This window comes from Streptomyces sp. P3, from assembly GCF_003032475.1.
Classification (GTDB): Bacteria; Actinomycetota; Actinomycetes; order Streptomycetales; family Streptomycetaceae; genus Streptomyces.
Genome location: NZ_CP028369.1, coordinates 108702 through 134822 on the forward strand (window position 1 = coordinate 108702; position 26121 = coordinate 134822).

Annotated in this window: 19 protein-coding genes; 5 read left to right on the forward strand and 14 right to left on the reverse strand. The window is 70.9% G+C overall.

Features of this window, described 5'->3' with window-relative positions; genetic code table 11:
* Positions 1-121 precede the first annotated feature (121 nt).
* The 3 genes from C6376_RS00350 to C6376_RS00360 all read right to left on the reverse strand — a co-directional run bounded on the left by C6376_RS00350 (position 122) and on the right by C6376_RS00360 (position 5361).
* Positions 122-1795 carry a DUF4192 domain-containing protein gene (locus C6376_RS00350; RefSeq protein WP_107441555.1) on the reverse strand — a complete coding sequence of 558 codons (1674 nt, stop codon included), beginning with the start codon at positions 1793-1795 and terminating at the stop codon, positions 122-124.
* Between the two features lie 82 nt (positions 1796-1877).
* On the reverse strand, positions 1878-2876 hold the full coding sequence (locus tag C6376_RS00355; RefSeq protein WP_107441556.1) for a nitroreductase/quinone reductase family protein: 999 nt from the start codon (positions 2874-2876) through the stop codon (positions 1878-1880).
* A 325-nt stretch (positions 2877-3201) separates the two neighbouring features.
* Positions 3202-5361: a RecQ family ATP-dependent DNA helicase gene (locus C6376_RS00360; protein ID WP_107441557.1), complete on the reverse strand. Its 2160-nt coding sequence runs from the start codon at positions 5359-5361 to the stop codon at positions 3202-3204.
* A 326-nt stretch (positions 5362-5687) separates the two neighbouring features.
* Between C6376_RS00360 and C6376_RS00365 the strand changes: the two genes are divergently transcribed.
* Complete coding sequence (locus tag C6376_RS00365; RefSeq protein ID WP_057575394.1) at positions 5688-6308, forward strand: hypothetical protein; 621 nt, start codon at positions 5688-5690, stop codon at positions 6306-6308.
* Between the two features lie 363 nt (positions 6309-6671).
* On the opposite strand, the gene C6376_RS00370 is transcribed toward C6376_RS00365, so the two are convergent.
* The 3 genes from C6376_RS00370 to C6376_RS00380 all read right to left on the reverse strand — a co-directional run bounded on the left by C6376_RS00370 (position 6672) and on the right by C6376_RS00380 (position 8803).
* On the reverse strand, positions 6672-7304 hold the full coding sequence (locus C6376_RS00370) for a hypothetical protein (RefSeq protein WP_107441558.1): 633 nt from the start codon (positions 7302-7304) through the stop codon (positions 6672-6674).
* Positions 7305-7372: 68 nt separating this feature from the next.
* The gene (locus C6376_RS00375; RefSeq protein ID WP_107441559.1) at positions 7373-8074 is read right to left on the reverse strand and encodes a ribonuclease HII; all 702 of its coding nucleotides are present in this window, start codon (positions 8072-8074) and stop codon (positions 7373-7375) included.
* A gap of 105 nt (positions 8075-8179) precedes the next feature.
* Complete coding sequence (locus C6376_RS00380; protein WP_107441560.1) at positions 8180-8803, reverse strand: TetR/AcrR family transcriptional regulator; 624 nt, start codon at positions 8801-8803, stop codon at positions 8180-8182.
* Positions 8804-9038: 235 nt separating this feature from the next.
* Here C6376_RS00380 and C6376_RS00385 point away from each other — a divergent pair, with 235 nt between their 5' ends.
* Positions 9039-10586: an MFS transporter gene (locus tag C6376_RS00385; protein ID WP_107441561.1), complete on the forward strand. Its 1548-nt coding sequence runs from the start codon at positions 9039-9041 to the stop codon at positions 10584-10586.
* Positions 10587-11014: 428 nt separating this feature from the next.
* Here C6376_RS00385 and C6376_RS00390 read toward each other — a convergent pair whose 3' ends face one another.
* From C6376_RS00390 to C6376_RS00400, 3 genes are all read right to left on the reverse strand, one after another.
* Entirely contained in the window at positions 11015-11935 is a 921-nt protein-coding gene (locus C6376_RS00390) for an ADP-ribosylglycohydrolase family protein (RefSeq protein WP_107441562.1), read from the reverse strand.
* Positions 11932-12609: a histidine phosphatase family protein gene (locus tag C6376_RS00395; protein ID WP_107441563.1), complete on the reverse strand. Its 678-nt coding sequence runs from the start codon at positions 12607-12609 to the stop codon at positions 11932-11934. Before C6376_RS00395 ends, C6376_RS00390 begins: the two co-directional genes overlap by 4 nt.
* A 124-nt stretch (positions 12610-12733) precedes the next feature.
* Complete coding sequence (locus tag C6376_RS00400; protein ID WP_107441564.1) at positions 12734-13339, reverse strand: YdbC family protein; 606 nt, start codon at positions 13337-13339, stop codon at positions 12734-12736.
* 159 nt (positions 13340-13498) lie between these two features.
* Between C6376_RS00400 and C6376_RS00405 the strand changes: the two genes are divergently transcribed.
* Positions 13499-14032 (forward strand): TerD family protein, encoded by a 534-nt coding sequence (locus C6376_RS00405; RefSeq protein ID WP_107441565.1) that lies wholly within the window; start codon positions 13499-13501, stop codon positions 14030-14032.
* Between the two features lie 188 nt (positions 14033-14220).
* Here C6376_RS00405 and C6376_RS00410 read toward each other — a convergent pair whose 3' ends face one another.
* Together C6376_RS00410 and nrdR are read right to left on the reverse strand one after the other, a co-directional pair.
* Positions 14221-17121: a vitamin B12-dependent ribonucleotide reductase gene (locus tag C6376_RS00410; RefSeq protein ID WP_107441566.1), complete on the reverse strand. Its 2901-nt coding sequence runs from the start codon at positions 17119-17121 to the stop codon at positions 14221-14223.
* Between the two features lie 164 nt (positions 17122-17285).
* Positions 17286-17873, reverse strand: coding sequence for a transcriptional regulator NrdR (gene nrdR, locus C6376_RS00415; protein WP_107448699.1), 588 nt, complete (start codon positions 17871-17873; stop codon positions 17286-17288).
* Between the two features lie 661 nt (positions 17874-18534).
* Here nrdR and lexA point away from each other — a divergent pair.
* Positions 18535-19314: a transcriptional repressor LexA gene (gene lexA / locus C6376_RS00420; RefSeq protein WP_057575372.1), complete on the forward strand. Its 780-nt coding sequence runs from the start codon at positions 18535-18537 to the stop codon at positions 19312-19314.
* 123 nt (positions 19315-19437) lie between these two features.
* Here lexA and C6376_RS00425 read toward each other — a convergent pair whose 3' ends face one another.
* The 3 genes from C6376_RS00425 to C6376_RS00435 all read right to left on the reverse strand — a co-directional run bounded on the left by C6376_RS00425 (position 19438) and on the right by C6376_RS00435 (position 24386).
* The gene (locus tag C6376_RS00425; protein WP_107441567.1) at positions 19438-21450 is read right to left on the reverse strand and encodes an ATP-dependent DNA helicase; all 2013 of its coding nucleotides are present in this window, start codon (positions 21448-21450) and stop codon (positions 19438-19440) included.
* Between the two features lie 238 nt (positions 21451-21688).
* Positions 21689-22324, reverse strand: a complete 636-nt coding sequence (locus C6376_RS00430; protein ID WP_254075796.1) for a GNAT family N-acetyltransferase — start codon at positions 22322-22324, stop codon at positions 21689-21691.
* Positions 22325-22541: 217 nt separating this feature from the next.
* On the reverse strand, positions 22542-24386 hold the full coding sequence (locus tag C6376_RS00435) for an IucA/IucC family siderophore biosynthesis protein (protein ID WP_107441569.1): 1845 nt from the start codon (positions 24384-24386) through the stop codon (positions 22542-22544).
* 478 nt (positions 24387-24864) lie between these two features.
* On the opposite strand from C6376_RS00435, the gene C6376_RS00440 reads away from it, so the two are divergent.
* Positions 24865-26088: a serine protease gene (locus C6376_RS00440; RefSeq protein WP_107441570.1), complete on the forward strand. Its 1224-nt coding sequence runs from the start codon at positions 24865-24867 to the stop codon at positions 26086-26088.
* Positions 26089-26121 lie beyond the last annotated feature (33 nt).

Here is a 26121-nt window from a genome sequence, read left to right on the forward strand (position 1 = left end):
CGCCACTCAGGTGAACGGGACCGCACTCCCCCAGGTCACGCACCGGGGCGCAGACCTCACCGAATGGCGGTGGACGAGCCCGGCGCTCCGGGTGCCCGCGCCGGGCGATCTCGCTCCGGCCTCACGACCTGCCGGGGGCGGCGTCGGCGTCGGATCGCGCTCCTTCGGTGCCGGAGCCACGACGCCGTGCGGAGGCCTTGCCGACGGGGCGGGGGCGGGACCTGGCCCGGCCGGCCGAAGCGGGACGGGTGGGATGCGGTTTCTGCGGGTGTGAGCGGGGGGCTCGGACCACCGAAGCGCCGCTTACCGATTCCGGTCCGGGGAGCGAGCCTTCGGGCTCCTCCCACGAGTCCGGAGCCTCCCTGATCACCGGCGTCTGCACCGCTGTCGACTCCTCCCTCGTCTCCGGAGCCCGCACCGCCTCCGGAGCCCGCACCGCCGTCGGTGTCTGCGCCGTCTCGCGTCGCACTTCCTGCCGGTGCGGCTCCTCGTCTGTCCCGAGGGCCGCGGGGCGCGCGCGTCCCGTGCGTTCGGCTCGGAGGCAGCGGCGTACCGACTCGGGGTCGAGGCCTTCGTTGCAGGCCTGGTGCAGAAGGCGGGCGAAGAGATACCCGGGGTCGGCGCCCAGGGCCATCGCCAGGGCCTCCCTAGCCTCTAGTTCGTCGCCGCTGGACCAGGCCACCCAGCCGGCCAGGGTGAGAGGCGCCGCCGCGTGTTCTCCGTACGGGCCCACGCAGCGGCGGGCCAGTGCCCGCCACAGACGCAGCGCCGGGGCCGCCTCGTCGCCCTCCATCCACTCCGCCGCCCGGTCGCGCGTCACCCGGTCCTGCAGGCCGAGGATCAGGGCGGCGGCCTCGTCCGGTCCGAGCAGTTCGTCGTCCCGGCAGTCGGCCTCCCGGGAGCCAGGCACGAGTGGCGCCGCGGTGAGGCGCCGCATGACATGTCGAGCCAGTCCGAGCGTCTCGTCGGCCACCGACGTGCGGCTCGACTCGTCGAGGATCCGGGGGACGAGCGCCAGGCCCGCGGTGTCCAGGGCGATCTCCTGCTCCAGGGCGGCGACGGTCTCCAAAGGCTGCAGCCGAGCGCGCAGTTCGCGCAGGGTGCCTCGAACCTGGATGCCCGCGTAGGTCGCGGCCGCGGCGAGCACGGAGGTCCCGGGCAGTCCCATCGGGACGCCCTCCACCGGGCAGCAGCCCTTGCCCGCGCAGCAGTACGACCAGAAGCGGCCGTCGGCGATGCAGAGCGCCTCGATCACCGGGACGTCGAGGCGCCCGCACGCCACCCTCAGCTGCTGGGCCAGTGGCTGCAGCCGTTCCATGGTCCGACGGCCCGTCTCCCCGTTCGCCGGTTCCTGGCACAGGTAGGCGACCATCTGGGCAGGACGGGCGCCTCGGCGCTCACCGCCCGTCACGAGCCCTCGCGCCAACTGGTCGGCGACGGCGGGCCAGTCGTCGGGGTTCGAGGGGATGCCGAGCCGGGCCCGGCCGCCGAACCGGCCCCGCCCGCCCTCGTCATGCAGGGCTACCAGGACGATGCTGTCCTCGGGGCGGTAGCCGAGCAGGTAGGGAAGAGCGTCGGCCAGTTCCTCCGGGGTGCGCAGGGTGACCTGGTGAACGGCCGCATCCCACCCTTCCCGCCCACCCTCGTCCCGGTCATGCCCTTCCCGGTCGTGCCTTTTCCCGTCTCGCCCGTCCCGACGACGTCCCTCCCGGCCGGGGGCATCCGGCCCGGACTCCGCCCAGCCCGTAATGTCACTGTTCTCGGGGGTTCCCGTGGCTTCGCTGTGATTCGTCATGCCCTGACGATCCCGCAGATCGCAAAATCCCGCTCAGCCTGTGGATAACTCGGGTCGGAGACATGTCAACAGAGCTGCGCGGTCAGCCGACGTGCGGGGCGGGCACCGTGGCGTTGAGCGCGGTGACGATCGTCTCCTCCTCGTAGGTGAAGTGGCGCTCGAGGAGGTCGGCCAGCCGCTCGAGCTCCTCCCGCAACCGCATCGGGTCGGACTCGCCGGGGACGAAGCCGTCCACGAGTTCCCGGATGGCCTCCTGGGCTCCCGCCACCGCCCTGTGCTCGGCCCCGAGCTGGCCCAGCGCCGGAGCCAGGGCGGGGAACTGTCCCGCGAGCGCCGGGAACACGGCCATGTCCTCACCGCCGTGATGCTTTGTCAGCGCGCCGCAGAAATCCAGACAGCGGGCGCGCATCTGCTGGGCGAGGTCCGGTGCGGTCCGCTCGATCCTGTCGGCCCTGCCCGCGACCAGCCGATCGGCCTGTTCGCGAAGGGACCTCAGCTCGCCCCGCAGCCAGTCGTGAACCTCGGCGATCCAGTCGCCCATCCCCTTGACCCGTTCCGCCCCGGGCACCGGACCGATCCGGTGGAGCACGACCACCGGGATCTCCCGTTCCGTCCGGGCCTGGTGGTCGGCATAGCCGGGCGCCTCCTCGATCACACGGCCGAAGAGCGCGTCGCGTTCCCCGCCCTGCGGAACGGCCGCGATCGCCTGATAGGTGTCGGTGCCGGTCTCCACCGTCACTATCGGGTTCCTGAGGATGTTGTGATACCAACCGGGATGCTTGTCGGCGCCGTTCGCGGAGGCGACGACGACGCCTTTCCCGTCGAATTCGAGGTAGCCCAGAATGCTTTCACGGCGCAGTCCGGTCCTGGCCCCGACAGTCGTCAACACGGTCAGGGTCCAGCCGTCGAACATGCCGCTCAGCTTGCCCTCTTCGGCGCGGAATTCGGCGATGACCCGGCGCTGGAAGTCATGGACGTCGAAGCCCGCCCCGTTGCCCGTCTGCTCCTGCCGGTCCTGGGCCGCCTGCCCATCCCGCCTCTTGGACTGCTCCTGGCCTGTCGCGGCCCGTTCCTCGCTCATGCGCTGCCTTTCGGTGTCGGCTGATCGCAGAGAGACGGCCACGCCACCGGAAAATCGACACACGAATACCCCGCATACCTACGCAGTGAAAAATGGGCGCAGCAATCCCCGGGTGGGATCGACGAGCTGCGAGAGACGGAACGGTGCCGATCTCTGTAATGGCGAGTAGCCGCTACCTCCATGCGTAGGCCCATACGGGGCTCGGCGAAACCGTAACACCGTGTCCATGCACCGGGCAACGTTCGCTCGACCTTCCGGCCCGACGGCCGAACGGCCCTCCCCGAAAGGGAAGTCGGAGCTTCTCGCAGGAATGCGGCCGGGACGCTCAGCCGGCCGTGGCGAGCACCAGCGGGAGGACCTCGCCCCCGCCCGCCCTGCGCAACAGCCGCGCCGCGACCGCCAGGGTCCAGCCGGAGTCGGTGAAGTCGTCCACCAGCAGTACGGGTCCCGGGGATGCCGCCAGGGCCCCGGACAGCTCCTCGGAGACGGCGAACGCGCCCGCCAACGCCCGGACCCGCTGGGCGGAGTTGCTGCGCCGCGCCGCGTGCGCACCGCCCGGGCCCGTGTACGTCAGCGCACCGAGGAAGGGCAGCCGGCCGACGGTCGCGATGCCCTCGGCGAGGGAGCCGACCAGCCGGGGGCGGGACAGGGACGGCACGGCGACGACTCCCACCGGCCGGGCGGCGGCGTCCGGGCCGTTCGCGGCCCAGCCCTCGGCAGAGCGCGCCCAGTCGGCGAGCACCGCCACCGCCGCCTTCAGTACGTCGTCCGAAACCGGCTGGTCAGGGGTGTTCTCGGCCAGGAGCGGACGCAGCCGGTTGCCCCAGCCGATGTCCGAGAGGCGTCCCAGAGCCCGTCCGGCGGCGCACTGCTCCTTGGCGGGGATACGGCCCTTGAGCTCGACGCCCAGCGCGGGCAGCCCGGTCGGCCACATCCGGCGAGGCTCGACCTCCACTCCGGGACGGTCCAGCTCCCTCGTCGCGCCCGTCAGCGTGTCCGCGGAGACCGTCGGGTCGGCCCAGGGGCCCGCGCAGTTGTCGCACCGGCCGCAGGACTGAGCGCCTTCGTCGTCCAGCTGTCGGCGCAGGAACTCCATCCGGCACCCCGACGTGCTCACGTAGTCGCGCATGGCCTGCTGCTCCGCAGCCCGCTGCCGTGCCACCCACGCGTAGCGCTCGGCGTCGTACGCCCAAGCGGCGCCGGTGGACGTCCAGCCGCCCTTGACCCGCTTGACCGCGCCGTCGACGTCCAGCACCTTCAGCATGGTCTCCAGTCGGCTGCGCCGGAGGTCCACCGCCGTCTCCAGGGCCGGCACGGACAGCGGGCGGCCGGCTTCGGCGAGAGCCGCAAGAGTCTGCCTGACCTGCGGCTCGGGTGGGAACGCGGTGTCGGCGAAGTAACGCCAGATGGCCTCGTCCTCCTTGCCCGGCAACAGCAGCACGTCGGCGTGGGCCACGCCGCGGCCCGCACGCCCCACCTGCTGGTAGTAGGCGATCGGCGAGGACGGCGACCCCAGATGGATCACGAAGCCCAGGTCGGGCTTGTCGAAGCCCATGCCCAGCGCAGACGTCGCCACCAGTGCCTTGACCCGGTTCTCCTGCAGGTCGGCCTCGGCCTGCAGCCGGTCGGCGTTCTCCGTACGGCCCGTGTAGGACGCGACCTCGAAGCCGCGCTGCCGCAGGAAGGCGGTGGCCTCCTCGGCCGCGGCGACGGTGAGCGCGTAGACGATCCCGGAGCCCGGCAGCTCGTTCAGATGCTCGGCGAGCCAGGCCAGGCGGTGTGCCGCGTCCGGCAGCCGGACCACGCCCAGCCGCAGGCTCTCCCGGTCCAGCGGACCGCGGAGCACCAGGGCCTCGCCGCCGCCGGTGCCCAACTGCTCGGCCACATCGGCCGTCACCCGGGCGTTGGCGGTCGCGGTGGTGGCCAGCACCGGGACGCCGGGGGCGAGTTCGGCGAGCATCGCCCGCAACCGGCGGTAGTCGGGCCGGAAGTCATGGCCCCAGTCGGAGATGCAGTGCGCCTCGTCGACCACCAGGAGACCGGTCGTCGACGCGAGCTTGGGCAGCACCTGGTCGCGGAAGTCGACGGAGTTGAGCCGTTCGGGGCTGACCAGGAGAACGTCGGTCTCGCCGCGGTCGACCTCGTCGTAGACGGTGTCCCACTCCTCCGGGTTGGCCGAGTTGATGGTGCGGGCCCGGATCCCCGCTCGTGCCGCCGCCTCCACCTGATTGCGCATCAGCGCCAGCAGCGGCGAGACGATCACCGTCGGACCGGAGCCACGCCGGCGCAGCAGAGCGGTGGCGACGAAGTACACCGCCGACTTGCCCCATCCGGTGCGCTGCACCACCAGGGCCCGCCGGCGCTCCCGCACCAGGGCGGCCACCGCCTGCCACTGGTCCTCCCGCAGCCGTGCCGCGCCCCCGGGGGCGCCGACGAGCTCGGCGAGGATGGCGTCGGCTTCGGTGCGCAGCTCCAGATCGTCCATGTCCCCATGCAACCCGATGCCAGTGACAATCAGCCACTTCACGCAGCGTGACGACGGTCTCGCGATGGGTCCGACGGGGCTCGCGAGCCGGACTGGAACGGTGGGTTCAGGCGTCCTGCCGCGAATCACCGGGTAGGGATATAAGTCACTCGCCGCCATATAACGGTCGGCAGTCCCAATTGCTCGTTGCCGCATCCAAGTTCGGCAGGAAGAATTGAGGTCCGCTCCCCGCACGGCTCGCCCGTAGTCCGCTAGGGCTCTGCTGCGGCGTGCGCTCCCCCTCATCCGCCCCGCCCGCAGTGTGGGCCGTAGCCGAAGGGAGGATCGTGACCTTCGGATTCGCTCCGTCCTCGGCGGCATCGTTGTCGACGAACACGTCCGCCACTTCCGCCAACCGTTTGCTCGAGCCTGCCGAATGGGCTTCGGCCGGCATCCCGCTGCTGCGAAGTCCGCGGGAGGTCGTCAGCGGGCTGCACTCCCGGCACCGGCCAGGGCCGGCCACCGCGATAGTGGCCGTGCTCGACCCGGACGAGAGGGTACGGGCCAGCGCCTCGTTCACCCGGCGCCAGGCGTCCACCGACGGATGGATGTACCGCAACGCCCTGCTCGCCCAGCTGCGCCGGGTCATCCCGCACGACCTGCGGCGCCGCACCCCGGTGCGCACCGCCGTGCTGCTCTACTGCCGCGACGGCGACGCGCGCTGGACGGAGGAGGACGGCGCGTGGATGTGGGGCCTGCGGGACGCCTGCACGCTGCACGGGCTGCGCTGCGGGGCGTACATCACGCTGACCCGCGACGGCTGGCAGGTCCTCGGTGAGGGCCGTGGCGGCCGTCGCCCCAACGCGGATTCGGCCCCCGAGCCGTTCGCTCTCTCCGAGGCCCCGCCCCCGCTGCCACGGACCGGCGGCGCCGCCTCGGAGGTACTGCGCCGCGCCGCCGCCCGCTGACGCACGAACGGCCGCCCCCTGAGGGCGGCCGTTCGCCGGGCAGTGGTACGCACCAAGGGAGGCGCCCGGCCGTCGCCCGCAGCAGCCGGACGAGCGCCCACTCGGCGCAAGGTCACCGGATGCGGGTGCGGTCGCCGGCACCGGGATCACCGGATGCCGCACAGGGATCACCGGCCGCCCGGATGAAGCTGACCCCGTCCGCCAGGAGGCGGATGTCGGCGCCCGGGGCACACCGCAGAGGCGCCGCAGCACGACGCCTCTGCGGACTCGCCGCGCAGCCCGGCGCGCACGGGCTGCGCAACCGGCGCGTACAGGCTGCGCAACCGGCGCGTACCCGGCGATCCGTGAGGCCGCCGGAGCGGCTCAGACGCCCGCGCCCAGCACCGCGTTGATCTGCTGGGGGTCGCCGCAGCAGATCAGCAGGGCACCGGCCCGGGTACGGGCCAGCGGCAGCGCAGCGGTCACCGCGTCGGCGCCGCCGTTGACGGCGACCACGACCACCGGACGCACCGCCGCACGGCCCGCGACGGCGGCGTCCGCGTAGAAGACGTCGTCGCCTGCGTCGTGCTGGGCCCAGTAGGGCGCTTCACCGAAGGAAAGCTCGTGGGCGGCCCACGGGTGCTGCTCGCCGGTGGTGATCACCAGCACGTCCCCCGGGGCGCGGCCCGACTCCAGGAGGAGGTCCACGGCCTCCTCGGCGGCGTCCAGCGCGCCCTCGGCCGAGGCCGGGATCAACTGGACCTGCGGAGCCGCCGCAGCAGGCGCGGCGGCCGGGGAAGCCGGGGCCGACGGCCCGGGCTTGACTGCCCCGTCACGCGGCGCTCGCTGCGCCGGCGGCGTGGGCCGGAAGGGTCCGGGACGACCGGGACGCGACGGAGCCGCGGGACGGGGTCCGGGTACAGGTCGAGGGGTCGGCGCGGTGCGGCCGCTGGCCGGAGTCGCGCGGGGACCCTGGGCACTCTCGTGAATCTGAGGCTCCTCGGGAATGAGAGGCATGAGCTGTTATTTATCAAACGTTGGCACGACACGCGCCAGCGGGTGGCACATCAGTGCGGCCGGAGCCGTCAGAAGTCGAAGCCGAGCTGGCCTTCGATCTCCGGAGCGTTTCCGTTCGTCGAGCTGCGGGCCTTCTTGAGGTGCCGCCACTGGGGCAGCGCATCAAGATACGCCCACGACAACCGGTGGTACGGGGTGGGGCCCCGCTCCTCCAGTGCGGCCTTGTGCACGGGCGACGGATAGCCGGCGTTGTCCGCAAAGCCGAAGTCTGCATGGTCGATGCCCAGTTCTGCCATCATTTTGTCGCGCTGAACCTTCGCGATCACCGAGGCCGCCGCAACCGCCACGCACGACTGATCACCCTTGATCACCGTGCGGACCTGCCACGGAGCGCCGAGATAGTCGTGCTTCCCGTCGAGGATCACCGCGTCCGGCCGGACCGGGAGGGCGTCCAGCGCGCGTACCGCGGCGAGCCGTAGCGCGGCGGTCATCCCGAGATCGTCGATCTCCTCCGGAGAGGCGTGCCCGAGGGCGTACGACGTCACCCAGTCGAGCAGCACCGCGGAGAGCGCGGTGCGTCGCCTGAGGGTGAGCAGCTTGGAGTCGGTGAGGCCTGCGGGGGGTCGGCGCAGACCGGTGACCGCCGCGCATACGGTGACGGGGCCGGCCCACGCACCGCGGCCCACCTCGTCGACACCGGCAATGATCTTCGCTCCGGTCGTGGCGCGAAGGGAGCGCTCGACGGTGTGGGTAGGTGGTTCGTACGGCATGGCGCCCTTAGGTTACGCCGACCGGATCCCGGAGCGACACCCCGGTCGGTCACGGCCGTAGCGGGGCTGCGGCACGGCCCGATTCCGGCGTGGCCGGAACGCCTCTCAGGACGCCTCCGGTCGCAGCAGCGGCAGCATGAGCTGGTCGATCATCTCGTCGAGATCACGGTCGCTCCATTCGCACGCGCACATCTTGGAGCGGTACATCATGACGGCCGGGATGACGTCGAAGACGTAGCCGTTCGCCGCGTCGGCACGCACCTCCCCCCTCTCGATTCCCCGACTGATCACCTTGCGCAGGAGACCGAGGGTTGGCTCCACCACGCCCTCGAGGATCAGGGCCTGGAAGCGTCCCGCCTGAGCTGGATCACATTCGTGAATCACCGAGCGCAAGGCGAAACCCGGGCGGGAATACATCGCGTCCCGCGCGGTGCGGCACAACGCCACCAGATCCGCCCGCACACTGCCCAGATCCGGAGCATCGTCGAATGCGGGCAGTCCGGCCCGCAGGGCGTCGGCTACGAGGTCCTCCTTGGACGGCCAGCGCCGGTAGACGGCTGCTTTGCCGGTCTGGGCGCCGGCCGCGACGCCCTCCATCGTGAGGCCGTTCCAGCCGACCGTGCCCAACTGATCGAGCGCGGCATCGAGAATCGCGCGTTCGAGCACGGCGCCGCGCCGGCGGGGGGAGGCAGCCTGAGCGGGGGCGGCCGTCCAGCGCGAAGTAACCATCTGACTGTCTCCAGCGACCAGTAGGAGCGGGGATTGCGGGTGCAGTGGGGATTGCAGGTGCAGCGGGGAAAGGGGTGGGGCTCGGCCGGGCAGGCGAGGCTCCGTGTGCTCGCGGCGGGGGACACGCCCTGGGGCGACGCCGCGAGTGAACGCTTGCGTTCACTACTGAGGACTCACTACCGTTGACGCGCCAGTGAACGCCAGCGTTCACTAACGCTCTTGTGGGGGACCCATAGTGACGACCTCTCAGTTGATCCAGAAACGGAAACCAGGTGCGGCCCGCCGGGCGGGACATCCCGGCATCGCGCTCACCGTCATCGCGGCCTGCCAACTCATGGTGGTCCTCGACGCGACGATTGTGAACATCGCACTCCCGCACATTCAAGACGCGCTCAAGTTCAGCACCACCGACCTCACCTGGGTGGTCAGCGCCTACACGCTCACCTTCGGCGGGCTGCTGCTGCTCGGCGCTCGAGCGGGCGACATCCTCGGCCGTCGTCGCGTCTTCATGGCGGGCATCCTGATCTTCACCTTCGCCTCGCTCCTGGGCGGACTGGCCCAGGAGCCCTGGCAGTTGCTGGCCGCACGGGCCCTGCAAGGCGTCGGCGGCGCCATCGCGTCGCCCACCTCGCTGGCGCTCATCACCACGACGTTCCCCGAGGGCCCCGAGCGCAACCGGGCCTTCGGTGTCTTCGCGGCCGTCTCCGCGGGCGGCGGCGCCATCGGACTGCTCGCGGGCGGCATGCTCACCGAGTGGCTCGACTGGCGCTGGGTGCTGTTCGTGAACGTACCCATCGGGGTACTCATCGCCGTCGTCGCGCCGCTGTACATCAACGAGTCCGAGCGCCATCCCGGTCGCTTCGACATCGCGGGCGCACTGACGTCGACGGCCGGCATGGCCTCCCTCGTCTACGCCTTCATCCGCGCGGCCGAGGAAGGCTGGCGGGACGGCCTGACCCTCGGCGCGTTCGCGGCGGCGGCGATCCTGCTGATCGGCTTCGTGTTCACCGAAAGGCGCGCCAAGGAGCCGATCACCCCGCTGAAGATGTTCGCCGACCGCAACCGCTCCGGCACGTACGTGATCATGCTGAGCCTCGCCGCCGCCATGTTCGGCATGTTCTTCTACATCGTGCTCTTCGTGCAGAACATATTGGGGTACAGCCCGATCAAGGCCGGTCTCGCGTTCCTGCCGGTCACGGTCGCCATCGCGACGGGCGCGGGCCTGTCGCAGCGCTTCCTGCCGGTGCTCGGCCCCAAGCCGTTCATGCTCACCGGTTCCGCTCTGGTGGCGATCGGGCTCACCTGGCAGGCGTTCATCAGCCCGGACAGCTCCTACGCCGGCGGGATCCTCGGGCCGATCCTGGTCTTCGCCTTCGGCATGGGGCTCAACTTCGTGACGGTCACCGTCACGGCGGTCTCCGGCGTCGCCCCGCACGAGGCCGGCGCGGCCTCCGGGCTGCTCAACGCCACGCAACAGGTGGGCGGCTCGCTGGGGTTGTCCATCCTGACGACCGTCTTCGGGTCCGCGAGCAAGGACGAGGCGGAGAAGCAGCTGCCCCGGTTCCTCGCCGACGGCACCGCGGAGCAGAAGGCGGAGTTCGCCAAGACGCACCAGTTGCCCGCCCCCTGGGGACACGAGGTGCTCGCCCACGGCATATCGACGGCGTTCGTACCGGCCGCCGCCATGGCCGTGCTCGCTCTGGTGACGGCATGGTTCGTGATCCGGGTCCGCAAGAGCGACCTGGAAGCGCTGTCCGGTACGGCAGGCCCCGCGGCGGGGTGACCGTACGGTCGCACGGGCCGCCCCGGGAGCGCCACCGCCTGCCGCAGCGCAGCGGCGGTCCTCCCGGAGGCGGCCCTGTCGGCGCCCCCGGGACGTCGACATGATCACGAGCAGAATCACCACCACCAACCTCATCCCCACCCCCTGGATCACTCCCCGGCCCTGGCACCGGCACCGCATACGTCGCGCCGTGGACCTCGCACATGTCGCGCAGCGGTATTCGGACAACGCGGGACGGTCACACAGAGTTCCCGTCGACCACATAGAGTCTCCAACGACCGGAGGTCCGCCCTCCGCCGTCACCGGGCGAAGACGCGCACAGGTGTCACACGCGGCGAGGCTCACCGGCCGTCTCGCGGTGAGGGGCGTCCGACGTCACCCACCGAGGGGCACCGGACGACTCCCGGTGGCGGCGGGCCCCCGCGGCGTCAAGCAGAGGCGGCGGGCAGCCAGTCCGGGAGTTCCTCGACCTGACGCGTCCAGGCGGCCGGCGGCATTCCCGCCTTTCCGCCGGCCAGGATGCCGCCCACGATGGCGCAGGTCGTGTCCACGTCCCCGCCGACCTGCGCGGTCGTCCAGAACGCCGTCTCGAAGTCGCCGAGGGCGCGGGCGGCCGACCAGACCGCGAAGGGGACGGTGTCATGAGCCGACGTACGCCGCCCGCAGCCGAGCACGGCCGCGACGGTGGCCGCGACGGTGGCCGCGTCGGCGTAGTCGAGCATGTCCCGGGCACGCCGCAGCCCGGCGCCGACGGCGCTCTTCGGTACCAGCGCGACGACGCCGTCCAGCAGCGCCTCGGCGCTGGGCGGTCCTGCGGGTGCGGCGGCCAGCGCGGCGGCCGCGGCGACGGCCATGGCCCCGACCACGGCTTCCCGGTGCTGATGCGTGGGATACGCGGAGATCTCGGCCTGATGGGTCGCCTGCTCCGGGTCGTCCGCGTACCAGGCGCCGAGCGGGGCGACGCGCATCGCGGCGCCGTTGCCCCAGGAACCCTGTCCGTTGAACAGGGCGGCCGACAGCTCCCGCCAGTCCGCGCCCTCCCTGACGAGCCGCAACAGACGGTTGACGGCGGGGCCGTACCCGCGGTCGAAGTCGTGGTGCTCCGCGAAGGAGCGGGCCAGGGCGTCCTGGTCGATGCGGTGGTGGGCCGCCAGTACGGCCACGACGGAGCACGCCATCTCGGTGTCGTCCGTCCACTGCCACGGCCCGGGCGGTGGCTCACGACGCTGGAGCAGGGGGAAGTTCACCGGAACGAAGAACTGCGAGCCCAGCGCGTCGCCCACGGCGAGACCGCGCAGACTGGCGAGGGCCCGGTCGAGGCGGACTGCGGGCGAGGAATCGGCTGTCATCTCTCTGCCACTCTATCTCCGGTGATCCCGTACGGCTCCGGCTCCCGCCAGCGGTTGAACGGCCGGTCGAGGGTGTACTTGCCGTCGTCGCCGAGAACGAGCATCCGCATCTCGGCGTTCCCGGGATTGGCGAGCGACTCGAAGTCGGCGACCGTCCAGTGGAACCAGCGCATGCAGAACAGCCGCATCGCCAGCCCGTGGGTCACGAGAAGCACGTTCGGCGGGTGGTCCGGGGCCTCGAAGCTGCGGAACAGGCTCTCCAGGAAGCCGCCCACCCGGTCGTACACGTCAGCTCCGCTCTCCCCCTGCGCGAACCGGTAGAAGAAGTGTCCGTAGGCGTCCCGGTAGGTCTTCTGCAACTGGACGTCGTCGCGGTCCTGCCAGTTCCCCCAGTCCTGCTCGCGCAGCCGGGGCTCCTCCCGTACGCGTATGAGCCCGGGGTCGAGGTGGAAGGCCCGGAGGGTCTCGTGCGTACGCCGGTAGGGGGAGACGTACACGCTGACCCGCTCGCGGCCGAATACCTCCCGCAGGTGCTTTCCCGTCTCCTCCGCCTGCCGGCGGCCCTGCTCCGTCAGGCCCAGGGCATGATCGGGTTCTCGCTCGTAGACGGTGTCATCAACATTGCCCGTCGACTCGCCGTGCCGGACAAGGACGATGCGCCGTGGTCGTGCCATGCCAAGACCCTAGATCGACCGACGCCCGATCGAGCACTCGGGCGGCCTCCATACGGCGTAGGTCACACCGTCCCGCACCGGAAGAACGCCTGGCGGCCCGCCTTCCGCTCCCCCGACTGCGCTGTCAGACCGTCCAGGCCGACTCGAGTTCGACGATGTCGCCGGTGAGGGAGGCTATGTCCGCCTCCGTCTGGGCACGGAGGGCGAGCCGTTCCACCCGCTCGGTGCGGTATTTGCCGTGTTCGGCCTGCGAGCGCCACATCGACAGCACCAGGAACTCGTGGCCGGGCGCCTCGGCGAACATGCCCCGGATCATGCCGGGCGAGCCGGCCATGGCCGGATTCCAGACCTTCTCCTGCATCAGGGTGAAGTGCTCGGCGCGTTCCTCGTGAACCCGGCACAGGGCCACCCGCACCACGTCGGAGTCGGTGAAGCGGGGCTCGAAGCCGGTCTTCACGTCGAAGCGGTAGTCGAACAGCCGCGCCTGGGCGTCCTTGAACGTGCCCGCCTGGGCGGTCGCCAGCCGGTCGTGGGAGCGGGCCATGAAGGAGTCGTAGAAGGCGCGGCTCTCCCAGAAGGCGAAGACATGCGCGACGGAGGGCCGTGCCCTGCTCCAGCCCCCGCCCTGTCCCCTGAATCCCGGCTCCCCCAGAAGCCCCGCCCACTTTCGCTGTCCCCGTTCGAAACCGCGGCGGTCCACCACGGTGCAGCGAATCCACTTGACCAGCACCGCGCCATGGTAAGGCCAGAGGGCGTGGCGTTGGTCACGCTCGGAGAGACAGCGGGCCTGCGACGGCGCACGCCGCGTGGCAGGATGGACAACCGGCCCTGACGGTCGAGCAGTTCGGGGTGACGGCAGACAGCCGGGGAAACGGGGAGGGGAAGTCCGGTGAGCGGACTCAACAAAGGCATCCGCAAGATCGAGATGTCGCTCAAGTGGGACCCGAGCCCGGCAGGCAGGCCGGCCACCGACCTGGACATCGTGGCCGCGACGTATCTGACGAGCGACCCGCAGGGCGAGCCGGCCTTCGTGGTGCACTTCGACAGCCGCTCCCCCGACGGCACGATCTATCTCAACCGGGACAGCAAGGACGGCAAGGGCTTCGGCTGGGACGAGGTCATGACGCTGGAACTCGACCGTCTGGACGCGCGGTACGCGCGCGTGGTCATCGGCGTCGTCATCCAGCAGATCCAGGAGCACCGGACGTTCGCCAGCGTGCTGAACCCGGCCTTCCGGATAAGGGAGGGCTACACCGTCCTGGACGAGAACGACTTCGGCGACGTCCTCGGCGCGACGGCGGCCACGGTCGCGGAGTTCGTCCGGGAGACGTCCGACAGCTGGTCGTTCCACTCGGGCGTCCAGGGCTTCGAGGACGACCCGTCGACGTTCACCCGGATCATGGGCCGGATGCGGCGCTCCTGACCGCCGCCGGGCTCCGCCCGTCCACGGAAGCCTCCCGTGAGCGAATCCTCCCGTACCCGGAGCCCGGGAGCCGAAGTCTGCCGGGCACCGGCTCCACCGCCCGGGCACGAAGACGCCGAGGGCGGCGGAGCTGGACATCGACTCCACCGCCCTGACGAGCCGGATCAAGTCCAGCGGACGTCCGTACGTCAGCTGCAGCCGCTCGTGGACCCGCAGCCCTCGCAGATGTAGCAGGAGCCCGCCCGCTGCATCTTCGTTCCGCAGGAGAAGCAGAGCGGGGCGTCCGCCTGGATGCCCAGCTGCATCTCCACCAGTTCGGCGCTGGTGTGGACCTGCTTCGGGGCGGTTTCGGCTGCCTCGACCTCGGCCCTGGGCGCGGCGACGGCCTTGAGGTCCGTCTGGCGCGGGGCCGACTGGGCGAGACCCTCGACGTCCACGTTCTCCTCCTCGAAGGTCGGCTCGTACGAACCGGTCTCCAGGTGGCGCTGACGCTCCTCGGCGGAGTGGATACCGAGCGCGGAACGCGTCTCGAACGGCAGGAAGTCGAGCGCCAGGCGCCGGAAGATGTAGTCGACGATCGACTGCGCCATCCGCACGTCCGGGTCGTCGGTCATGCCGGCCGGTTCGAAGCGCATGTTGGTGAACTTCGAGACGTAGGTCTCCAGCGGCACGCCGTACTGGAGGCCGACCGAGACCGCGATGGAGAACGCGTCCATCATGCCGGCGAGGGTCGAGCCCTGCTTGGACATCTTCAGGAAGACCTCGCCGAGACCGTCGTCCGGGTAGGAGTTGGCGGTCATGTAGCCCTCGGCGCCGCCGACCGTGAACGAGGTCGTGATGCCGGGACGGCCCTTGGGCAGCCGCTTGCGGACCGGGCGGTACTCGATGACCTTCTCGACCGCGGCGCGGATCGTCTCCTCGGCCTTCTGCGTGACCTCGGTCTTCTCCTTCTCCTTGGTCTTCGCGGAGAGGGGCTGGCCGACCTTGCAGTTGTCGCGGTAGATCGCGAGGGCCTTGACGCCGAGCTTCCAGGCCTCGAAGTAGATCTCCTCGACCTCCTCGACGGTCGCCGTCTCCGGCATGTTGACCGTCTTGGAGATGGCGCCGGAGATCCACGGCTGGATCGCGGCCATCATGCGGACGTGGCCCATCGGGGAGATGGCACGCTCGCCCATGGCGCAGTCGAACACCTCGTAGTGTTCGTGCGCGAGGCCGGGAGCGTCGATCACATTGCCGTTCTCGGCGATGTGGGCGACGATCGCCTCGATCTGCTCCTCCTGGTAGCCCAGGCGGCGCAGGGCCTGCGGAACGGTGCCGTTGACGATCTGCATCGAGCCGCCGCCGACCAGCTTCTTGAACTTGACCAGGGCGAGGTCGGGCTCGACGCCGGTGGTGTCGCAGGACATCGCCAGACCGATGGTGCCGGTCGGGGCGAGCACGGACGCCTGGGAGTTACGGAAACCGTTCTTCTCGCCGAGGCGCAGCACGTCCTGCCAGGCCTCCGTGGCGGCGGCCCACACCGGGGTGTCCAGGTCGTCCATGCGGACGGCCGTGGCGTTGGCGTCCGAGTGCTGCTTCATGACGCGGTTGTGGGCGTCGGCGTTGCGCGCGTAACCGTCGTAGGGGCCGACGACCGCCGCCAGCTCGGAGGAGCGGCGGTAGGCCGTTCCCGTCATCAGGGACGTGATGGCGCCTGCGAGGGACCGGCCGCCGTCGGAGTCGTACGCGTGGCCGGTCGCCATCAGCAGGGCGCCGAGGTTGGCGTAGCCGATGCCGAGCTGGCGGAACGCGCGCGTGTTCTCGCCGATCTTCTGGGTCGGGAAGTCCGCGAAGCAGATGGAGATGTCCATCGCGGTGATGACGAGCTCGACGACCTTCTGGAAGCGGTCGGCGTCGAAGGACTGGTAGCCCTTGCTGTCGTCCTTGAGGAACTTCATCAGGTTCAGCGAGGCGAGGTTGCAGGACGTGTTGTCCAGGTGCATGTACTCGCTGCACGGGTTCGACGCGGTGATCCGGCCGGACTCCGGGCAGGTGTGCCAGTTGTTGATCACGCCGTCGTACTGGATGCCCGGGTCGGCACAGGCCCACGCGGCCTCGGCGAGCTTGCGGAACAGCGCCTTGGCGTCGACCTTCTCGATGATCTCGCCGGTCATGCGGGCACGGAGGCCGAACTCGGTGCCGTTCTCCACGGCCGTCATGAACTCGTCGTTCACGCGGACGCTGTTGTTGGCGTTCTGGTACTGGACGGACGTGATGTCGTCGCCGCCCAGGTCCATGTCGAAGCCCGCGTCGCGCAGGGCGCGGATCTTCTCCTCCTCCTTCACCTTGGTGGCGATGAAGTCCTCGACGTCCGGGTGGTCCACGTCGAGGACGACCATCTTGGCCGCGCGTCGGGTGGCGCCGCCGGACTTGATGGTGCCGGCCGAGGCGTCGGCGCCGCGCATGAAGGAGACCGGGCCGGAGGCGTTGCCGCCCGAGGAGAGGAGCTCCTTGGAGGAGCGGATGCGGGAGAGGTTCAGGCCGGCGCCGGAGCCGCCCTTGAAGATCATGCCCTCTTCCTTGTACCAGTCGAGGATCGACTCCATGGAGTCGTCGACGGCCAGGATGAAGCAGGCGGAGACCTGCTGGGGCTGCGGGGTGCCCACGTTGAACCAGACGGGGCTGTTGAAGCTGAAGATCTGGTGCAGGAGGGCGTACGCCAGCTCGTGCTCGAAGATCTCGGCGTCGGCGGGCGAGGCGAAGTACCGGTGGTCCTCGCCGGCCTTCCGGTACGTCTTCACGATGCGGTCGATCAGCTGCCTGAGGCCGGTCTCGCGCTGCGGGGTGCCGACGGCGCCCCGGAAGTACTTGCTGGTGACGATGTTGACCGCGTTCACCGACCAGAAGTCGGGGAACTCGACGCCACGCTGCTCGAAGTTGACCGAGCCGTCGCGCCAGTTGGTCATGACGACGTCACGGCGTTCCCAGACCACCTCGTCGTACGGATGAACTCCGGGGGTGGTGTGGACACGCTCGATACGCAGGCCCTTGGTGGTCTTGGCTCCCTTGGCTCGGGAACCTCGTGCCGGACCGCTCGCCGTCTCTGTCATGCCGCCTCCCTCTGCGGGCGAAAACGCCCTGAAATGCCACGTTGTTCCCGTGGCACGTTGTTCTGTCTGGTGCTGCGGGCGTCCACGCGCCACCGCCCACAGCAGGTCTTCGTCCGCCGCCGCACCGGCCGCCCGGGCTCGTGAGTCCGGTTCCGGCCCGTCGGTCAGTCGGTGGCGTGGGCGGGCTCGGGGACCTGCACGGTCCCTCCCGGCCCGCCGCCGTCTTCCTGGCTCCCCGCGACGGCTCCCGTGTCGTCCTCGGCCCGGGCTTCGTCCGCGCGGTCGTCGTCGTCCGCGTCGGACCTCTCCGGCCCGTGCCTGAGTTCCGCGACGGCGGCCTCGAAGTCCTCGAGCGAGTCGAACGCCCGGTAGACGGAGGCGAATCGCAGATAGGCGACGAGATCGAGTTCCTGCAGCGGACCGAGTATGGCCAGCCCCACGTCATGGGTGGTCAACTCGGCGCTTCCGGTGGCCCGCACCGCTTCCTCGACCCGCTGACCGAGCTGAGCGAGAGCGTCCTCGGTGACCGGCCGCCCCTGGCATGCCTTGCGCACGCCGTTGATGACCTTCGTACGGCTGAACGGTTCGGTGACTCCGGACCGTTTGACCACCATCAGCGAGCACGTCTCCACGGTCGTGAACCGACGGGAGCAGTCAGGGCACTGGCGGCGCCGACGGATCGACGTGCCGTCGTCCGTGGTCCGACTGTCGACCACACGGCTGTCGGGGTGCCTGCAGAAGGGGCAGTGCATGAACTCCAACCCTCCTCACAGCAGACTCCATGGCCTCGCCAGGCCTCACGGGCCCCTCGAAGCAGCCCCAAGCATAGGGGATCCATGAGCATCCGAAGACACCAGGGACCACAACTTCTGGGCCGCTGTCGCAATCCAACCACTAGATGTAGGGATTGGCTCATACAACCAGGCTGCGTCGCGTGTCGCTTCGACGATCTCACCGCACGCGTTCCGGCGGTCACACCGAGCACCCGAGATCGCCTGCCCGGACCCGCCGTCCGCCCGCCCTTCCGCGTGCCCGCCGGGCGTGCGCCCACACACGCGGGCGCACGCACATGCCCACCCGCGGCCGTATCGCTGCGGCCCGCGCGGCGATACCGTGAGCGCCACAAGGAGGAGCGGTGGGGCTCTCGCGCAGAGCGGAGCCCGTCCCTGATCGACAGGGGGCCGGATGGCAGACTGGGGCCGCGCCTCACAAGGTCATCGACTCCGGCCGTGAAGACTACAACAACGGGTACGACGACAACCTCGTCCGTCCGCCGGGAAATCGCGTCAGCCATACACCCCAACACGTGATCAAGTAAGGCGATCCGTACTTTTTCACTCGAACGTGTGTTTGGCGCAACCTTTCGAAAGCCACTACCGTTGTCCAGCAGGGAGACAACCGAGAGGGGCCGACGTGACCACCACCGCAGACAGTGCCACCATCACCGCCCAGGACCGCTCCCAGGGCCGACTCGAGCCGGTGCATGCGATGAACGAAGCCATGAATCCCGAGGGACACAAGCGTTCCCTGCCGGGCCGACCTCCAGGCATCCGCGCGGACAGCTCGGGACTCACGGACCGGCAGCGCCGGGTGATCGAGGTCATCAGGGATTCCGTACAACGGCGCGGCTACCCGCCGTCGATGCGGGAGATCGGCCAGGCGGTCGGCCTGTCCAGCACCTCCTCGGTCGCACACCAACTCATGGCACTGGAGCGCAAGGGCTTCCTGCGCCGTGACCCGCACCGCCCGCGCGCGTACGAGGTGCGAGGCTCCGACCAGGCGGCCTCGGTGCAGCCCACGGACACCGCCGGCAAGCCCGCCGCCTCCTACGTGCCGCTGGTCGGCCGGATCGCCGCCGGCGGTCCGATCCTCGCGGAGGAGTCGGTGGAGGACGTCTTCCCGCTCCCGAGGCAGCTGGTCGGCGACGGCGAACTGTTCGTGCTGAAGGTCGTCGGGGACTCGATGATCGAGGCCGCGATCTGCGACGGCGACTGGGTCACCGTACGCCGCCAGCCCGTCGCGGAGAACGGCGACATCGTGGCCGCGATGCTCGACGGCGAGGCCACCGTGAAGCGCTTCAAGCGCGAGGACGGCCATGTGTGGCTGCTCCCCCACAACGCCGCCTACGAGCCGATCCCCGGCGACGACGCGACGATCCTCGGCAAGGTGGTGGCCGTACTCCGCCGCGTCTGAGCACGGCGGCGGACGGGCCTTCCCCGTCCCCCTGACTGGGCCCCGGGATCCCTGCGCCGGTTCCGGGGCCCTGTGCTGCGCCCGGGCCCCTCGAAGGGCCTGGGCGTTTCACCGGCCCGGGCCCTATTCCGTCACTGCCTCTGCCTCCGTCGCCGCCTCTGCCTCTGCCTCCGTCTGCTTCGCCTTCGCGTCGATCGCCGTCAGCGACCTGCGGACCTGCTGGGGGTCCGTGGTGTACCAGAAGTCCGGCAGCGACGCCTTGAGATAGCTGCCGTAGCGGGCCGTCGCCAGCCGCTGGTCCAGGACGGCGACGACCCCGCGGTCCCCCGACGCCCGGACGAGGCGGCCCGCCCCCTGCGCCATGAGCAGCGCCGCGTGCGTGGCCGCCACGGCCATGAAGCCGTTGCCGCCGGCTTCTTCCACCGCCTTCTGGCGCGCACTCATGAGGGGGTCGTCGGGGCGCGGGAACGGGATCTTGTCCATGACGACCAGCTGACAGCTGGGGCCGGGGACATCGACGCCCTGCCAGAGCGACAGCGTGCCGAAGAGACAGGTCTGCGGATCCGCCGAGAAGTTCTTGATCAGCTCGCCGAGCGTCTCCTCACCCTGGAGGAGGATCGGGAACTCGGGGATGCGCACGCGCAGTTCCTCGGCGGCGAGCTGGGCCGCACGCATGGAGGAGAAGAGGCCGAGAGTGCGGCCGCCGGCAGCCTGGATCAGTTCGGTCAGCTCGTCGAGCATATCGGCGCGGTCGCCGTCCCGCGCGGGGCGCGCGAGGTGTCTGGCGACGTACAGGATGCCCTGCTTGCGGTAGTCGAAGGGCGAGCCGACGTCGATGCCCTTCCACTGCGGGACGTCCTCCCCCTCCGTGCCCTCCGGGGCCAGCCCCATAGACGCGCCCACCCCGTTGAAGTCGCCGCCCAGCTTGAGCGTCGCCGAGGCGAGGGTGACGGAGCGGTCCGTGAAGAGCTTCTCCCGCAGCAGACCCGACACCGACATCGGGGCGACCCGCAGCGACGCGCCGAAACGGTCGTGCCGCTCGTACCAGACGACGTCCCACTCGGATCCGTTGGTGATCCGCTCGGCCACGTCGTGCACCGACTCGACCGAGGCCAGCGCCTGCTTGCGGACCGCGTCCTCGTCCTGGACGGACTTGTCGCGGGTCGAGCCGATGGCGGAGATGACGGTCCGTGCGGCGTCGCGCAGGGCCATCAGCGCGTAGCCGAGATCCTCCGGGACCTCCTCCAGACGGCCGGGCAGCGCCAGCTCCATCAGTCGCTCGAAGCCCTCGGCGGCCGTCTGCAGCTGGTCGGCGGCCTTCTCGTCGACCAGTTTCGCCGCCCGGCGTACGGCGCGGTTGACCTGGCCGGGGGTGAGCTCACCGGTCGCGACGCCGGTCACCCGTGAGACCAGCTCGTGCGCCTCGTCGACGATCAGCACCTCGTGCTGCGGCAGCACGGGGGCGCCCTCGATGGCGTCGATGGCGAGCAGAGCGTGGTTGGTGACGACGACCTCGGCCAGTTTGGCGCGCTCGCGGGCCATCTCCGCGAAGCACTCGGCGCCGTACGCGCACTTCGTCGCGCCCAGGCACTCCCGGGAGGAGACCGAGATCTGCGCCCAGGCCCGGTCGGACACGCCCGGGGTGAGGTCGTCCCGGTCACCGGACTCGGTCTCGTCCGACCAGTCCCGCAGCCGCAGCAGGTCCTGGCCCAGCTTGCTGCTGGGTGCTGCGGCCTCGAACTGGTCGAAGAGGCCTTCCTCCTCGTCCTGCGGGACGCCTTCGTGGAGCCGGTGCAGACACAGGTAGTTCGATCTGCCCTTGAGCATGGCGAACTCCGGGCGGCGACGCAGCAGCGGGTGCAGCGCCTCGACGGTGCGCGGCAGGTCCCGCTCCACGAGTTGGCGCTGCAGGGCCAGCGTGGCGGTCGCCACCACGACGCGCTCCCCGTGGGCGAGCGCGGGCACGAGGTAGCCGAGCGACTTTCCGGTGCCGGTGCCGGCCTGGACCAGAAGATGGGAGCCGTCGTCGATCGCTTCGGCGACGGCTTCGGCCATGGTCACCTGGCCGGGGCGCTCCGTGCCGCCGACTGCGGCGACGGCGGCATGCAGGAGTTCGGGGAGTGAGGGCTTCGTCATAGCGCGACCACCCTACGGCGCGGCACTGACAATCGGGCGGTCGAGGCGGGCGGGAGGGAAGGGATCAAGACGGTGGCCTCTCGCTGGGGGAAGGCGAGGCGGACGAACGTGAGCGGGCCGGGACGCGAAATGACCGGTCGAAGATCAACCAGCGACCGCACCCGACCACTGAGGACCGCCGAAGACCGGTGAAGACCACCGAAGACCGGTGAGGACCGGTGAGGACCAGTGAGGGGGCTCACAGCAGATCACGCAGGCCCCGGTCCCGGACCATGAGGGCGGCCCGTTTGGCGGGGAGCTCGAGCTCGGTGAAGAACCGGAAACCGGCGCTCAGGAACGCGGCGACGGACGGAACGTTGCGCAGGTCGGGCTCGGCGACCACCCGGGCGCACGCGGGCGACCCGGCGAGGACGAGATCGGCGACGGCACGCAGCAGCAGGCTCCCGAGCCCCCGCCCGCGATCGGCGGCACCACCGATGAGCAGATGGATCCCGGTGTCGTACGGCCGGGCCGGATAGTGGCCGGCCAGCGAATCGAGATCGGCCCGGTAGATCTCCCAGTAGCTCATGGGCCGCCCCTCCAGCACACCGAGACACGGGACGCTGTGCCCGTCGTCGGCGAGTTGTTCGCGCAGGTGTCGCGCGGTGACGCGTTCGGGTCCCGCCAGTTCCCAGAAGGCCGCGACGGCCGGGTCGTTCATCCACCGGCCGACGAGCGACAGATCCCGCTCGACGCGCACCGGGACGAGCCGGAACGCCCCCGCCGGCGTCCGGGCGGCCCGCCAGTCACCGACCCGGAGGGCGGGGCCCGGGACGGGGGCGAGCCGGGCTCCGGCTCCGGCTCCGGCTCCGGTTCCGGTCTCGACGAACCGCAAGGCGGGCTCCTCATCCTTGAGCAGTGGCTCCGGTCGGCCCCCGCTGAGGGGCTGACCGGACTGGCGACGAGGTGGGACTCGTGGCGGCCTCATGGGCACCGGACGGAATCCCGTCGGCGGATCCGGCCGTAGCGGGTTGACCTCTTAGGCACGTGAGATGTCTTTCCGGCGGACGCACCGCAGACGATGGGAGGCAGGCGGTGGGCGGGCACCCGGTTCAGGGACACAGGGGATTGGGGACGGTGACGTAGACGGACTGCGTGTCCACCGGTCCGACGAGTTCGTCGAGGCCGTGCAGCCGGGTGAGCAGATTGGCCTTGCAGCGCAGAACGGTCGAGTCGAGCAGTCGCGCGGGCAGCGAACTGCGCATCCGGCCCGGGCCGCATGCGACGTCCGCGAGGAAGCGCCGGAAGGCGGCGAGCAGCAGTCGTTCGTCGGCGAGCCGCTGCGAGCCGAACGCGCCGACGAGTCCGAGGACGTTGTTGATCCCCAGGTAGTAGCAGAAGCGCTCGTCGGTGACCTCGTCGGCGACGAAGGTGTCGCTGGCCTCGCCGATCCCGGGCAGCCGGGCGGCGAGGTCCGCGCGGCGGGATTCGCGGAAGTAGTAGCCCTGGTTGTCGCGGTAGCGGCCGCCCGTGGGCCAGCCGTCGGCGTCCAGCAGGACAAGGGTGTTCTGCTGGTGCGCCTCCAGCGCGATGCCCGCCTCGCCGTCAAGCCACAGGACGGGACGGACGACCCGTTCCAGGTAGCGAAGGAACCACTCGGCGGCGACCGCCCCGGGCGCCCGGCCGGTCCGTCGGGCGAGGCGCTGGACGATCGAGGCCAGCCGGGAGCGGGGGACGGCGGCCGGGGCCGGGGAGGCCGCAGAGGCGTCCGTCCGCGGGCCGTGCGGCCGGGGTGCGACGAGACCGGCGAGGCAGGTGACGTCGTCGGCCGGGGCGAACGGGTTGTGGCGGATCACCACGTCGAGCCCCGTCAGCGGAAGGCCGTCCGGACCGTCGACGGCGAGCCAGGCCGGGTCCCGGACGATGTCGAAGCCGGGGTGCGCGGCCCGCCACCGCCCCGCCAGGCCGCCGCGCAGCAGTCGGTGCACCTCGACACCGCGGTGCAGTTCCTTGCGGAGGTTCTCGCGCCGGGAGTTGGTGATGCGCAGTCCCAGCGACAGTTTCAGCATCGCGGCGGCGCCGGAGCGATGGACGGTTCGCACGGAGGAGGTCGGCTGCCAGGGCGTGCCGTGGGCGCCGAGGTCCCGGAGCAGTCCGGCGTCGAGGAGGGCCCGGATCTCCGGCCGGCGCCGTGTTTCGCGCAGTTGCCAGGGATGCATCGGCAGCGCCGCGAAGCCTTCGGGCAGCGGCAGGCCGCGGCCGGCGAGCCGGGCCGTCAGCACGGCGGCGGGGACGGGGCGGCCGCCCTCGGTCCAGGCGGAGTCGGTGGCCAGCACCGACGGAGCGACGGCGAGCCAGTGCAGGGGGAACGCACCGCGTGTTTCGGGCGAGTACAGATGCGCGTCACCGTCCGAGAGCCCTTCCCGGCTCTTCGGGGTCGGATGCAGCGGATGCCCGAGCACCAGCGCCTGCTCGGCGGCGAGGAACAGGTCGGGAGCGTCGGCGGGACGTTCCCGGCGCTCGCCGATGAAGGCGGCGGTGCGGCGGACGGAGTCGGCGACTCGTGCGACGAGGTCGGCGCCTTCGCCGTCGGCAGTGACCGGCCGGGCTTCGCCGTCCCCGCGCGGCCGCCCGGTCCGGCAGGCGACCGGGGTTGCCTCTCGGGCCAGCAGGGCGGCGACCATGACGGCGTCCACGGGTGGGGTCTGCTCGGGCACGCCCGCCAGGCGGGGCAGGCCGAAGCGGTGCATGCCCGTCGGGGACCAGTAGCGGACGGGTGCCAGCAGCGCGACCCCGCTGGCGGGCAGCGGCACTTGGAGGCAGCCGTCGGCGGGCGCGGACAGGCCGGCCTCGCGGACCCAGCAGCGCAAGAGGTTCTCCACGGCGGCTGCCTGGGCAGCCGTGTGCGGATCGGGGTGGTCCAGGAGATCGGCGGTGGACTGGGGGGCGGTGGTCAAGGTCGCTCCTGGTGATCAAGGCGGCTGCGCGGGATGGGCCGGCGGGACGGCCCGGCCCACCGGCTCGCTCGCGGACGTCCTGGGGCGCCGGCTCGGCCACGGCCACGCTCTCTGCCGGCCCTCGGTTCAGAGGCGGGCACCACAGCAGCCCCTGTCGCTACAACCCCGGGCGGCGGCCGGTTACGGGTTGCCTCAAGATCCCCGCTGTGACCGAACAGTTGCCGTTCCGTCGGAAGTCCCCCACAGCGACCGCATATCGTGTGGTGGCATCGCACCCGGTCATGAGTCCCGCTCGAACTCGCCGTGAGATCACCATGAGTTCGACGGAGCGTGACCGAGTTCGTTTGCGTTCGGTCGAGTTGAACCAAGCTCGACGGATTACAGCCATGTCTGATCGAGTTCGACCGCGTTCCGCCGGGTTCGCTCCGCGGGGACGGTCGGAGCTCCACGTTCGTTGACAGCAGGGGGAGTAACCAGCATGCGATCCATACGGCCGTCGTCCACCGCTCGCCGGGGGAGGAACGCGCGTCGTAGAACCTCCCCCGTGCTGAGCGCGCTCGCCCTCGCCTCGGTGCTCGCGCTCACCGCGACCGCCTGCGATTCGGGCGACGCCGATGCGAGCGGTCAGGCGAGCGCCTCCGCGTCGGCCACGGACGACGGAAAGATCACGATCCCGGACGACATCAAGGACCGGCTCAAAGAGCACGGGATCGATCTCGACAAGTGGAAGAACGGCGCCTGGAAGAACTGGGACAGGGACGACTGGCTGCGCGAGGCGCAGGACTACGTCAACCCGATCATCAAGGGGCTGTGGGACCCGGACCGGATGCGGGAGGCCGAGGACCCGGACCGCAGCGTCGACGACAGCGACCTCTCCGGCGACCAGGGGGTGACCGACCCGACGCCCGCTGCGGTGGAGGCGAAGGCGGTGCCCCCGGCGTACCACGCCAACGCGCCCCAGGCGGGCAAGGTGTTCTTCGACTCCCCCGAGGGGACGATGGTCTGCTCGGCGACGGTCGTGCGGGACCCGGCCCACCCGGGGAAGTCCAACCTGGTCTGGACGGCGGGTCACTGTGTGCACGCCGGCAAGAAGGGCGGCTGGTACCGGAACATCGCGTTCGTCCCGTCGTACAACGACTCGGGCAGGTCGGCCTCGCAGATGAAGTCGGCGACCAAGGAGGAGGCGGCTCCCTACGGCGTGTGGTGGGGGGACTGGGCGCAGACCTCCGACCAGTGGATCGCCCAGGGCGGCCAGACCGGCGGTGACGGCGCCTCCTACGACTACGCCGTCATCCATGTGACACCGGAGGAGGGCGGTTCCGGCAAGTCCTTGGAGGAGACGGTCGGTTCGGCGCTCCCGGTGGACTTCAAGGCCCCGGCGGTGCCGAAGGTGAGCCGCATCACCGCGACCGGCTACCCGGCGGCGGCGCCCTACGACGGGCAGAAGCTCTACCAGTGCAAGGACAAGCCGGGACGGTTCTCGCTCAGCACCGCGGACCCGACGATGTACCGCATCGGCTGCACGATGACCGGCGGCGCCTCGGGCGGCGGCTGGGTCGCCACGGGCTCGGACGGAAAGCCCGCGCTGGTGTCGAACACCTCGATCGGCCCGGTGCGCGCGGGCTGGCTCGCGGGCCCGCGACTGAACGACGTGGCCAAGGGCGTGTACGACTCGGTGAGCAAGAAGTTCGCCGGCCGGTAGCCCGGACCGGCGGCGGGCGTCCGGCGGCCCTCG

What these genes read in the sequence shown, in the direction of transcription:
- C6376_RS00390 (WP_107441562.1), bottom strand. Translation starts at nt 11,935, where the DNA reads ATGACAGCCGATTCCTCGCCCGCAGTCCGCCTCGACCGGGCCCTCGCC.
- C6376_RS00375 (WP_107441559.1), bottom strand. Translation starts at nt 8,074, where the DNA reads ATGCCGTACGAACCACCTACCCACACCGTCGAGCGCTCCCTTCGCGCC.
- C6376_RS00370 (WP_107441558.1), bottom strand. Translation starts at nt 7,304, where the DNA reads ATGCCTCTCATTCCCGAGGAGCCTCAGATTCACGAGAGTGCCCAGGGT.
- C6376_RS00360 (WP_107441557.1), bottom strand. Translation starts at nt 5,361, where the DNA reads ATGGACGATCTGGAGCTGCGCACCGAAGCCGACGCCATCCTCGCCGAG.
- C6376_RS00425 (WP_107441567.1), bottom strand. Translation starts at nt 21,450, where the DNA reads ATGACGAAGCCCTCACTCCCCGAACTCCTGCATGCCGCCGTCGCCGCA.
- nrdR (WP_107448699.1), bottom strand. Translation starts at nt 17,873, where the DNA reads ATGCACTGCCCCTTCTGCAGGCACCCCGACAGCCGTGTGGTCGACAGT.
- C6376_RS00355 (WP_107441556.1), bottom strand. Translation starts at nt 2,876, where the DNA reads ATGAGCGAGGAACGGGCCGCGACAGGCCAGGAGCAGTCCAAGAGGCGG.
- C6376_RS00380 (WP_107441560.1), bottom strand. Translation starts at nt 8,803, where the DNA reads ATGGTTACTTCGCGCTGGACGGCCGCCCCCGCTCAGGCTGCCTCCCCC.
- C6376_RS00350 (WP_107441555.1), bottom strand. Translation starts at nt 1,795, where the DNA reads ATGACGAATCACAGCGAAGCCACGGGAACCCCCGAGAACAGTGACATT.
- C6376_RS00440 (WP_107441570.1), top strand. Translation starts at nt 24,865, where the DNA reads ATGCGATCCATACGGCCGTCGTCCACCGCTCGCCGGGGGAGGAACGCG.
- C6376_RS00410 (WP_107441566.1), bottom strand. Translation starts at nt 17,121, where the DNA reads ATGACAGAGACGGCGAGCGGTCCGGCACGAGGTTCCCGAGCCAAGGGA.
- C6376_RS00395 (WP_107441563.1), bottom strand. Translation starts at nt 12,609, where the DNA reads ATGGCACGACCACGGCGCATCGTCCTTGTCCGGCACGGCGAGTCGACG.